Raw genomic sequence first — 8,608 nt, forward strand, 5'->3', positions numbered from 1 at the left:
CGGCGACTCACCCGTGGAAAGGAACCCGCCGGATGTCGACCACCGCAGAAACCCGCCCCGTCGGGGAAAAGAGGCCCGTGCCGGATTCCGGCATCGTCCTGGTCTGCGGGACCCGGCCGGAGCTGATCAAGCTGGCCCCCCTGGCGCGGTTCTACGGCGAAGCCTGCGAGGTCGTTTACACGGGACAGCACTACGACCCTTCGCTCTACGCCCAGCTGCGCGCGGGCATCCCCGGTTCGAGCCGGTTCCACGAGCTGAAGATCGGCAGTGCCCGGCGCGGGACCCAGCTCGGCCGGTCGGTCAGCGCCGTGGACGAAGTGCTGGCCGCGTCCGGCGATCGGGTGGTGCTGGTGCAGGGGGACACCACCTCCGCGCTGGCCGGGGCGCTGGCGGCGAACGCGCAGGGACTGCCGCTGGTCCACATCGAGGCCGGTCTGCGCAGCCACGACCGGTCGATGCCCGAGGAGCACAACCGGGTGCTGATCGACCACCTCGCCGACCTCTGCTGCGCGCCCACCGAGCTCAACCGGCAGAACCTGCGGAACGAGAACATCGCCCCCGAGCGGATCGCCGTCACGGGCAACACCGTCGTGGAAGCCCTGCAGACCGCGATCCCGGACGCGGCGGACCAGGCCGCGGTCCTGGCCCCCCTGGGCCTCCACCGTGACGGGTACGCGCTCGCCACCATCCACCGGCCGGAGAACGTCGACGAACCGCTCCGGCTGACCACGATCCTGCGGGAACTCGCGCGGCTGCCGGTGCCGGTGGTCCTGCCGCTGCACCCGCGCACGAGCCAAAGCGTCCGCCGGTTCGGCCTGACCCGGCTCCTGCAGCCGCTTCGGGTGCTCGAACCCCAGTCCTACCCGGCTTTCCTCGCGCTGGCCGCCGCCGCCGCGCTGATCGTCTCGGATTCCGGTGGCATCCAGGAGGAAGTGAGTGTCCTCAAGCGACCGGTGGTCGTCGTCCGGCGGAGCACCGAGCGGCCGGAGGTCTTCGGCACCTTCGGCGTGCTGGTCCCCCCGGGCCCCCGGATCAGCGCGGAAGCCGAGCGGTGGCTGGACGACGTCCCCGGTCACCGTGAGCGCCTTCGCGCGCTGCCCTCGCCCTACGGGGACGGGACGGCCTGTCGCCGGATCGCCGACGCGATCGAGGAACTGACCCGGGCCGGGTGAGCCCGCCCGGGTCAGCCGGCCGGTACGCCGGCCTCCCGTCGTTCCCCGGCGTCGATGCGGTCGGTCACGTCGTTCGCGAGCGCGACGCTGGAATTCCAGCTCGTCACGTTCGGGTAGACGTGCGCGGTGGTCGCGAGCAGGACGTTCGTGCCCGCCACGACCACGGGTGGCCGCTGGGTCAGGTAACCCCGCGGGTAGACCGGTTCGACGAACGGGGCCTTGAACACCCGCACGTCCTCGATGTCGTCGGCCCGCAGCCCCGGGTGCACCTTCAGCAGCTGGGCCGTCCAGCGCTCGGCGATGACCTCGTCCGGCTCACGGTAGAGCTCCGACTCGCGGTCGGTGTAGTGCATGACGTACACCAGGTGCGAACCGCCCGGGCAGCCCGCCAGCGCGGACATCTCGATCACCCCGTCGAACTCCGTGCCCGAGCGCAGCACCGGCGACCAGTAGTGGCCGGTGAGCGGGCGGCGGAGGAACAACGCCGCGGTGACCACCCCCTGGTAGGCCAGGGTGGTCCGGGGCAGCCGGGCCGCGAGGTCTTCGTCGGCGAGCCCGCGCAGCAGGGGCAGCGGCACGGTGGAGACGACCTGGTCGACGTCGAGCGTTTCGCCGCCGGCCAAGGTCAGGCCGCAACCGCCCGGGATCTGGCGCACCCCCTCGACCGGGGTGGACAGGCGAACGGTCCCGCCCGCGTTCTCGATCGACGCGCGCAACGCGTCGATGATCGTCTTGTACCCGCCCTCGGGATACCCACGGGTGGCGACGTTGCGTTCCCGGCCGAGCCGCTGCCACAGGTACAGCGCGGGCACGTCACCGAAGGCGGGGCCGAACTTCGAGCCGAACATCGGGGCGAAGAGGTCTTCCCACACGCGTCGGCCGTACAGCCCTCGCAGCCAGTCCTCGGTGCGCAGCGTGTCGAGGTCCCGCCCACGTCCGAGGTGGCGCAGCAGCAGGGAAACCACGCCGAAGCGCACCCGGTCGCGCAGCCGCAGCGGGGTGAACCGCACCAGGTCGAGCGCGGAGTTGAACTGGTGCCGCCGGCCTTCGACCAGCATTCCCATCGTGGTCTTGCGCCACCGCACGGAGTCCTTCAGGCCCAGTTCGTCCAGCAACCCGAGCAGGGCGTCGTCGGACGGCATCACGCAGTGGTAGAACCGCTCCACCCACCGGTCCCCGTGCTGGAAGAAGGTGCCCAAGCCGCCGAGCTGGTCACTGGCCTCGATCAGGGTGACGCGGGCGCCGCGGCGGGCGAGGCGGTGAGCGGCGGCGAGACCGCCGATCCCGCCGCCGAGCACCGCGACGTGGGGCGGGGAAGGTGTGGTCGTCACCGGTGGTTCACAGCTTTCGGTAGGGCGCCGGGCTGAGCCGGTCGCGGGCGAGCAGCTTCAGGTACTGCACGATCGTGCGTCGGAGCTTCAGCTTGCTCGGTCCCTGCTTGCGGTCGTAGCGCAGGGCCAGCGGGACCTCGGTGATCACCGGCCGGCAGTGGCGGAGCTTGAGCAGCAGCTCGACCATGCAGGCGAAGCCCTGCTCCTCGACCAGCCGCTCGCCCCAGTGCGCGGACGCTCGCGCGAGCAGGCTGACGCGGTAGGCGCGGTACCCGCTGGTGAAGTCGCGGACCCCTTCGACGGCGAGCGCGCGGTGGAACAGCTGCGCCGCCCCGCGGGAGAGCAGGCGTCGCCCGAACGGGGCGGTCCGGTCGTCGCCGCCGGGGACGAACCGCGAGCAGATGGCGACGTCCGAGCCGGCGGCGATCTCCGCGCGCAGCAAGCGGATCAGGCCGGGGTCGTGGGTGTCGTCGGCGTCCATGACCACCACGAGGTCGGCGGGGTCGGCCACCTCCAGCACCGCGCGGAGCCCGGACTGCACCGCGCGGCCCAGCCCGAGGTTGATCAGGTGCCGCACGATCCGCACGTCCAGATCACCGAAGCCGGACTCGGCCACGGCCACGGTGTCGTCGGCCGAGCCGTCGTCGACCACCCACACGGTGAGCTGCTCGGTCAGCGAAACGTCGGAGAGCCGGCGCAGCAGGGCGGGCAACGACCCTTCTTCGTTGAAGGCGGGCAGAACGACGTGCGCGCGCCCCGTGGTCCGGCCCGTGGCCCGGTCGGTCTTCGCTCTCGTGACCAGGCTGGTGTCTTCGGCTGTCACAGATCCCCAATCAGCGGCTCGGCGTCGTGCCGGGCGTCAACCTTCGTTCGGCCGTCAGCTCATATTCGGCTATGTTGGTTCTCTTCTTGAGGGGTCCGCGAAAATTGCCGTGCGAGGGAGTTCCCGGTCGATGCACGCGCCGTTTCCAACCTTCACCGTAATGGGTTTTACCCACCACTCGATCGAGCGAAAGAACAGTTTCACCAGCAAATGTGCACTCGATAGAACCGAATATTCCCCTGTCCGATGGATTGCAGTGAAGGTGGAAAGGCGATGGTGATGAGGCAGTCCAGCGACCGCGCTCCCGGAAGAGGACACCGCCGGTGACCGAGCTGAAGGCGCCGGTCTTCGCGCGGCTCCCGCTGCCGCGCCGGGGCCGGCCGGCGAGCCGGCTGCCCGGCGTGGCCCCGAGCCGTCCGTTGCTCTCGCGGGTGAACGCCGTCGCGGTGCTGCTGGTCGCGGTCGACCTCGGCGCGCTGCTGGTGGCCGTCCCGGTCGTCGGCGCCGGGGTGCTCGACGCGGTGGTGGCCGGTCTGGCGCTGTGGGGGGCGCGGACCGCCGCCCGGGTGCACCGCCGGCGGCTGTGGCTGTCCTGGTTGCAGGACCTCCCGCGGTCCACGGTCGCCTCGGGGGCGGCGTTCGCGCTCGTCACCGGCTTGGATCTGGTGACCGGCCACCGGGAGCCGGGGCCGAGCGCGGCGCAGTCGCTGGTCCTGGTCTTCGCCGTGCTGAGCGAGTGCGCCCGGCCCTGGGTGTTCGCGTTCGGGCGGTGGGGCCGCCGGCGGCTGCGGCGCGGCGACCGGGCCATCGTGGTGGGCGCGCCCGACTGCGGCGGCGAACTGATCAGCACCATGCTCCGGCACCCGGAGTTCGGGCTCGTACCGGTGGGCTTCGCCCCCTCCGAGCCGGAAGTCCACCCCGGCGACATCCCGGTCGAGCGGATCGCCGAGGACCTCCCCGAGGCCATCACCCGGTTGCGGGCGGGCACGGTCGTGCTCGCCCACTCCCGCGACAGCGACAGCTCGGCGGTCGAGGCGGCCATCGCCGCGCACCGGCTCGGCTGCGTCATCCTGGTGCTGCCCCGGCTGTTCCCGCTGCAGCCGGACGGCACCGGCACGGACCGGCTCCGCAGCTACCCGCTCACGTGGCTGGCCGGACCGCCGACCCGGCGGCCGAGCTGGCGGGTCAAGCGGGCCGTCGAGGCCACCCTGGCCGCCCTCGCGCTCACCGCGCTGGCGCCGATCATCGCCCTGTGCGGGCTCGCCGTCGCGATCGAGAGCGGGTTCCCGGTCGTCTTCCGGCAGACCCGGGTCGGGGTCGACGGCCGGACCTTCGTGCTCTACAAGATCCGCAGCGTCCGCCCGGCCAGTGTCGATGATTCGGCGACCTGCTGGTCGGTGGCCGGCGATCGGCGGGTCGGGCCGATCGGCCGGCTGCTGCGCCGGACCTCGCTGGACGAGCTGCCGCAGCTGTGGAACGTCGTGCGCGGGGACATGGCGCTGATCGGGCCGCGGCCGGAGCGGCCGGTGTTCGTGGACGAGTTCTCCACGGTGCACGACCTCTACTGGGCGCGGCACCGGGTGCCGACCGGGCTGACCGGGCTCGCGCAGGTCCACGGCCTGCGCGGGGACACCTCGATCGCGGAGCGGGCCCGCTACGACAACTACTACATCGCCAACTGGTCGCTCTGGCTGGACCTCAAGATCGCCGTCCTGACCGTAGGAGAACTGCTGTGCCGAAGGCAACGCTGAACCCTGCCCGTCGCCGGCCGCTGGCCTGGGCCGCCGTGTTGGTGCTCGCCGCGGGCTGCGTGACCGGGTGCGCCGCGAGCAACGCCCAGATGGCCTCGGCGCCGCCGCCGCAACCGCTGGCGCCCTGCGCGTGGTGGTACGGCATCGGTCAGCCCCCCTCGCCGAACGACCTGCAACTGGCCGCCCAGCGCTATTCGGTGGTGGTGCTCAACGCCGACCAGGGCGCGGCGATGCGGAAGCTGCACGCGCTCAACCCGAAGATCAAGGTGCTGGCCTACAAGGACCTGTCCAGCACCCGCGACTACCCGGGCGCCGTGGTCGACGGCAAGGACGCGCAGTTCCTCCCCACCGGCATCGGTTACGTCGCGGCGCAGCAGCAGCACCCGGACTGGTTCGCGACCGACACCGGCGGCAGGCGCATCGAATGGCAGGGCTACCCGCAGCACTGGCAGATGACCGTCTGGGACCCGGCCTACCAGCAGGCCTGGAGCTCCGCGGTGGTCACCGAGATCTCCCAGCAGGGCTGGGACGGGGTGCTGGCGGACAACGACTTCAACTCGCTGAGCCACTACTCCCGCGCCGTACTGGCCGGCACCGCGAACGCGAGCGAGACCGACCGGAAGCTGCGGGACGGCCTCGACGCCTTCCTCTCGCTGGTCGGGGACGCCTTCCGGAAGGCGGGCAAGGCGTTCGTCCCGAACGTGTCGGAGACCCACCTGGTCCCGGGGCGCTGGACCGCGCACTCCCGGTTCGGGGGCGCGATGGAGGAGAACTTCGGCTTCCGCGAGGACGCGGGCACCGGCGGGCTGCTCACCTTCCAGGGCAACGAGTTCCAGGAGATGCGCGCCCAGGCCGCACTCGGTGAGTCGCTGCTGCTGCTGATCACCCGGACCCGGTCGGAGCAGCAGGACCGGGCGGGTTACGCCAGCGCCGCCCTGCTGGCGGGACCCCAGACCTGCTGGACCCCGGCCACCACGGACGACTACCGGAACCCCGAGTGGTCCGACCTGCAGGGCAGTGGCCTCGGCGAGGCGATCGACGCCGCCGGCCGGCAGGCCAACGGGATCTGGACCCGGACGTTCACCAACGGCTGGGTCGCGGTGAACCCGACCTCGGCCACGCAGAGCGTCACCCCACCCCCCGGGCTCGTCTCCGCGGACGGGCGGAAGCGGACGGCCCCCGCTCCGTCGGCACCGTCTTCGGCCCCGTCCTCGGCACCGTCTTCGGCCCCGTCGTCGGATTCGCCCGCTCCGTCCTCGGTGGCCCCCGAACCGGTGCAGTTGTCGGCCGCCGACGGGCTGGTGCTGGTCAAACCGAAGTAGCGCTCGTCCGTTCGGCCAGCGCGGCGTACAGCTCGAGGTGCCGCCGCGCGCACACCCGCGGGTCGTGCTGCTGCCGGGCCCGGTCCGCGAGCCGGGCGCCGAGCCGTCCCGGATCCGGGTCGGTGAACAGCTCGCGAAGGCGTTGCGCCAGTGCGGGAACGTTCGCCGGCGGCACGAGGTAGGGGCGCCCATCCGGTCCGAGCAGTTCGGCGACCCCGCCGGTGTCGGTGGCCACCACGGGCTTGCCCGCGGCCATGGCCTCCGCCACGACCAGCGGCTGCTGCTCCATGGTGGACGGCAGCACCAGCGCGTCCGCGTCCGCCACCAGGTCCGTGACGTCCGGGCGGAAGCCGAGGAAGGCGACCCGGCCCCGCAACGGCGGCGACTGCGCGGCCCGCTCGGCCGCCTCGCGCTGCGGGCCGTCGCCCACCACGGTCAGCCGGGCCCCCTCGGGCAGCACGCCGGGTTCGGCGAGCGCGCCGAGCAGGTCGAGGATTCCCTTGCGCGGCACCAGCAGCCCGACGAAGATGAGCTGCCGCACCGGCCCCGCCGGCGGGCTCGGCTCGGCGAGCTCGACGCAGTTGCCGACCGGGCTCAGCCGACCGGCCGGCACCCGCAGCCGGCGACGCAGGAACCGGCCCATCGCCTCGGCCGGCACGATCGTGTGATCGAGCACCCGGGCGACCGCCGCGTCTCCCGCCAGCACCGCGCGGGTGTACGCGGACGGCCCGGCGCTGCCCCGCTCGCCGCGGAACCACGGTTCGGCCACGTCGTCGGGAACCCCGTGGTAGGTCTGGACCAGGACCGGCCCTCCGCGGCGGCGGCCCGGGCGCAGACCGGCGATCACGAGCCCCGCGCGCCGGTCCTGCGCGTGCACGACGTCGGGCGCCCATTCCCGGATCGCCGCCCGGGCCCGCGCCGCGGCGGCGAGGTTCCCCTTGTCCGCCACCAGGAGGTGCTCGTGGTGCTCGCCCAGCGACTCGGCGCCCCGGGCCGGGACCGGGCCGAAGACCCGCACTTCGGCCCGCTCGGCCAGCAAGGTCGCGGCGAGCCGGACGGTGACGTCCACCGGGCCGCCCCGGTCCTGGGTCAGCAGGTAGGCGATGCGGGTCATCGGGTTCGCTCCGTGGGGGTGAGTTTGTCGACGAGGGCGGAGATCTGGTCGGTCATCCGGTGGCGGTCGAAGGACAGCTCCGCCCGACGCCGTCCGCGCCGGCCTTCCCGCCGGGCCAAATCCGGATCGGCGAGGCGGGTGGCCACGGCGTCGGCGAGCCGCGCGAGGTCGCCGGGCGGCAGCACGACGCCCGCGTCGGCCACGCTCTGGCGCATCCCGCCGACGTCGAAGGCGACCACCGGCCGGGCGCAGGCCATGGCCTCCAGCGGCACCAGGGCCATGCCTTCGGCGCGGGAGGGGAGCACGACCACGTCACCGGCCGTGTAGAACGCCGCCGGGTCTTCGGTGTGGCCCAGCCAGCGCACCGATCCGTGGCCGGCGACCGGGTGCTGCTCCCTCCACACTAGACCCATCGGGCCGTCGCCGACCAGGACGAGCGTCGCCTCCGGCACCCGCCGGAGCACTTCCGGCCAGGCCGACAACAGCAGGTCCTGGCCCTTGAGCTCGGCGAGCCGGCCGAGGCAGACGGCGATCGGCGCGTGCTCGGGCAGGCCCAGCCCCCGCCGGGCCGCGGACCGGTCCCCGGGGGCGAACCGGGCCGTGTCGACGCCGTTGCAGACCACTTCGGCGGCGGCCGTGACCCCGGCGGCCTGGCCGGCTGCGAGTTCGTCGTCGCTGACGCACACCACGAGGTCGGTCCAGCGGGAGGAGACCCGCTCCCAGGCCGCCGACATCCGCCGCAGCGAACCCCGGGCGGTCTCGAAGGACCACAGGTGCGGTTGGAACACCGTCGGGCGGCGGCCCCGCAGGGCCAGCCGGCCCGCCAGCCCGGCCTTAGAGCTGTGCAGGTGCACCACCTCGGGATCCAGCTCGGCCAGCAGGCGGCGCAGGCGCAGCGTTTCGGTCACCACCCGCGGACCGGGCGAGCGGGTGGCGGTCCAGCCACGCACCCCGATCCCCAGCTCCCGCGCGCGTTCGGCGAGCCAGCCCTCCGGCGGGCACACCACCGTCACTGACCAGCCCCGGTTCCGTTGCGCCACGGCGAGTTCCAGCACCACCACCGCGACCCCGGCCGATACCGGCTGGGACACGTGC

At 73.2% G+C, this 8,608-nt stretch carries 7 protein-coding genes; 3 read left to right on the forward strand and 4 right to left on the reverse strand.

Annotation, left to right across the window (positions count from 1 at the left end):
* Positions 1-32 precede the first annotated feature (32 nt).
* On the forward strand, positions 33-1,172 hold the full coding sequence (gene wecB / locus NYF13_RS04280; protein WP_315654292.1) for a non-hydrolyzing UDP-N-acetylglucosamine 2-epimerase: 1,140 nt from the start codon (positions 33-35) through the stop codon (positions 1,170-1,172).
* 11 nt (positions 1,173-1,183) lie between these two features.
* Here the strand turns inward: wecB and NYF13_RS04285 are convergent, their stop codons facing one another.
* On the reverse strand, positions 1,184-2,503 hold the full coding sequence (locus NYF13_RS04285; protein WP_315654293.1) for an FAD-dependent oxidoreductase: 1,320 nt from the start codon (positions 2,501-2,503) through the stop codon (positions 1,184-1,186).
* Between the two features lie 7 nt (positions 2,504-2,510).
* Positions 2,511-3,326 carry a glycosyltransferase gene (locus NYF13_RS04290; RefSeq protein ID WP_315654295.1) on the reverse strand — a complete coding sequence of 272 codons (816 nt, stop codon included), beginning with the start codon at positions 3,324-3,326 and terminating at the stop codon, positions 2,511-2,513.
* A gap of 323 nt (positions 3,327-3,649) precedes the next feature.
* Between NYF13_RS04290 and NYF13_RS04295 the strand changes: the two genes are divergently transcribed.
* Positions 3,650-5,077 carry an exopolysaccharide biosynthesis polyprenyl glycosylphosphotransferase gene (locus NYF13_RS04295; RefSeq protein WP_315654297.1) on the forward strand — a complete coding sequence of 476 codons (1,428 nt, stop codon included), beginning with the start codon at positions 3,650-3,652 and terminating at the stop codon, positions 5,075-5,077.
* Positions 5,059-6,399, forward strand: coding sequence for a putative glycoside hydrolase family 15 protein (locus NYF13_RS04300; protein WP_315654298.1), 1,341 nt, complete (start codon positions 5,059-5,061; stop codon positions 6,397-6,399). The genes NYF13_RS04295 and NYF13_RS04300 overlap by 19 nt, the downstream gene beginning before the upstream one ends.
* Here the strand turns inward: NYF13_RS04300 and NYF13_RS04305 are convergent.
* On the reverse strand, positions 6,386-7,513 hold the full coding sequence (locus NYF13_RS04305; RefSeq protein WP_315654299.1) for a glycosyltransferase family 4 protein: 1,128 nt from the start codon (positions 7,511-7,513) through the stop codon (positions 6,386-6,388). The two genes, NYF13_RS04300 and NYF13_RS04305, sit on opposite strands and share 14 nt — an antisense overlap.
* On the reverse strand, positions 7,510-8,604 hold the full coding sequence (locus NYF13_RS04310) for a glycosyltransferase (protein WP_315654300.1): 1,095 nt from the start codon (positions 8,602-8,604) through the stop codon (positions 7,510-7,512). Before NYF13_RS04310 ends, NYF13_RS04305 begins: the two co-directional genes overlap by 4 nt.
* Between the last annotated feature and the right edge of the window lie 4 nt (positions 8,605-8,608).

Source organism: Amycolatopsis sp. PS_44_ISF1, assembly GCF_032335455.1.
Lineage (GTDB): Bacteria > Actinomycetota > Actinomycetes > Mycobacteriales > Pseudonocardiaceae > Amycolatopsis.

Excerpts from the sequence above, each read along its gene's own strand:
- wecB (WP_315654292.1), top strand. The coding sequence starts at position 33 with ATGTCGACCACCGCAGAAACCCGCCCCGTCGGGGAAAAGAGGCCCGTG.
- NYF13_RS04305 (WP_315654299.1), bottom strand. The coding sequence starts at position 7,513 with ATGACCCGCATCGCCTACCTGCTGACCCAGGACCGGGGCGGCCCGGTG.